The organism is Microcystis sp. M53603_WE2, from assembly GCF_030065435.1.
This window is the reverse complement of sequence record NZ_JASJFF010001272.1, coordinates 1-1761: the sequence shown is the minus strand read 5'-3', so window position 1 is coordinate 1761 and position 1761 is coordinate 1. Positions and strand designations below refer to the sequence as shown.

General features: G+C 44.3%; 2 protein-coding genes and 1 pseudogene. 1 reads left to right on the top strand and 2 read right to left on the bottom strand.

Features of this window, described 5'->3' with window-relative positions:
- Both PX481_RS26650 and hoxE read right to left on the bottom strand, forming a co-directional pair.
- A partial coding sequence (locus PX481_RS26650; RefSeq protein ID WP_288096941.1) for a (2Fe-2S) ferredoxin domain-containing protein occupies nt 1-375 on the bottom strand: 375 nt, incomplete at its 3' end.
- A gap of 28 nt (nt 376-403) precedes the next feature.
- Nucleotides 404-913 carry a bidirectional hydrogenase complex protein HoxE gene (hoxE, locus tag PX481_RS26645; protein ID WP_002762924.1) on the bottom strand — a complete coding sequence of 170 codons (510 nt, stop codon included), beginning with the start codon at nt 911-913 and terminating at the stop codon, nt 404-406.
- Between the two features lie 569 nt (nt 914-1482).
- Here hoxE and PX481_RS26640 point away from each other — a divergent pair.
- A pseudogene (locus PX481_RS26640) lies at nt 1483-1624 on the top strand (flagellar assembly protein H); the annotation flags it as partial.
- Nucleotides 1625-1761: the final 137 nt, after the last annotated feature.

Genomic DNA, 1761 nt, shown 5'->3' with positions numbered 1-1761 from the left:
ACCGCTATTTTCCCGGACAATTTTGACTTGATGGGAGAAAAAGGGATGTTTTGAGTCCCCTAATTGCACCTCGGTTTTGCCGCCGTTTAAGGCCGCAATAATGCTGGCCGCACTTTCCGGGGTGACTTCTTCGTATAAGAGATCCTGGGGATCCACTTCCACCAACGGACCGCGACCACAAAAACCCATACAACCGACCCCGACCACTTCGACTGTATCCTCTAGGTCTGCTTCTTTGACGGCAGTGGCGAGGTTTTTTTTGATTTGGAGGGAGTTAGCAGCTTGGCAACCGGTGGAAGTGCAACAATGCACCCGGATGCTTTTTTGTCTAGTTTTTTCTTTCTCGGCCACTGCCAATAATTCTTGTAAGTCCATATTCTTCTCAATCCACTAGAGTGAAAAATTACTGGGAGAAACTCTGTAGTTTCGCTAAGACAGTTTCCGAATCTTGTTTAGGGGCCACGACTCCATCGAAGACCACGGCCGGCGCAATCCCACAGGCCCCGATACAACGGGCCGACACTAGGGAAATTTCTCCATCGGCGGTGGTTTCTCCCACTTTGACATCAAAGGCGTTTTCGATGTCTTCGAGGATTTTGCCGCTGCCTTTGACATAACAAGCAGTCCCCATACAGATGATACAGGTGTGTTTTCCCGCCGGTTTCAGGGAAAAGAGATGGTAGAAGGTTGCTACCCCATAGACGCGACTGAGGGGCAGTTTTAGCGCCCGGGCAACGTAGAGGAGAACATCTTCTTCTAGGAATCCAAAGGCTTCTTGGGCTTTGTGCAGGACTTCAATCAGGGCTGATTGATTATATCCTGCCCGCTTCATGGTAATGTCGAGGACTTTGAAGCGTTTATCGCCACTGGGATGCTCTTTTTTCTCCGTTTGACGAGGATTGGCAGTTTGCATAAATCTGAACCAAATAAATTTTAGGGGCGATGACGGGAAAAAGATGGAGAGTTGTCGGTTTTCCTTGGTCATCTCCCTGCTTTTATTCTGACACTGGCTCCGGAGGGCGATCGATAACTTTATCTTTCCTTTAGTTATTGGGGGATAGGGGATTTTTCGGCCTTGTCAAATTGAAAGATGCTCCGAATCAGCCTGGAACTGAAATTACTTTGATAGCAAGGATTGCATTGCATCTTTCCTATAATAGTGTTTAATCAACGAATAGGGCCTTTTATGGCGGGCTTAAGTGGGGAACAAGAGTCGCTCGATTTAGCAGTGGAATATAGCTAGGTAATAGCTGTAGGGCTAATTCATGAATTAGCCCTACAATCAATTATGATGAACCCTGGAAATAGAAAACGGGTTTCTTCGATAAACCCGTTTTCTGCGGGTTTTTTTGCGGGAAGCATCCCCCTCTCCTCGTAGGTTAAAGGGATGAGGTCATAACAATATGTTGCCAAAGGCGACTTTTCAGAATATAATGTAGAAGAGTAGTCATTCATCGCTCAGATTAGTTAAGATGATATTACATGACTAATAATATTGACCATGATCGCTTGTTTAAGGAGTTAATCTTCACCTTTTTTGTCGAATTTATTGAGTTATTTTTTTCCTCAATTGATGGATTATTTAGATAGAGACTCGATTACTTTTTTAGACAAAGAAGTATGGCTCTTCGGTTTGTGTTATGCAATGGACGGGGGTTATAAGGGATGGAACCCTTATAGAGAAAGGCATTTAGCGATTTTTGTCAATTGTTTTTGCTCTAGAGCGAACTAATCAATTAAATCTCTTGCCAGATAAGGATT

Bases quoted from the DNA above. Each gene is read 5' to 3' on its own strand.
- hoxE (WP_002762924.1), bottom strand. From the start codon at position 913: ATGCAAACTGCCAATCCTCGTCAAACGGAGAAAAAAGAGCATCCCAGT.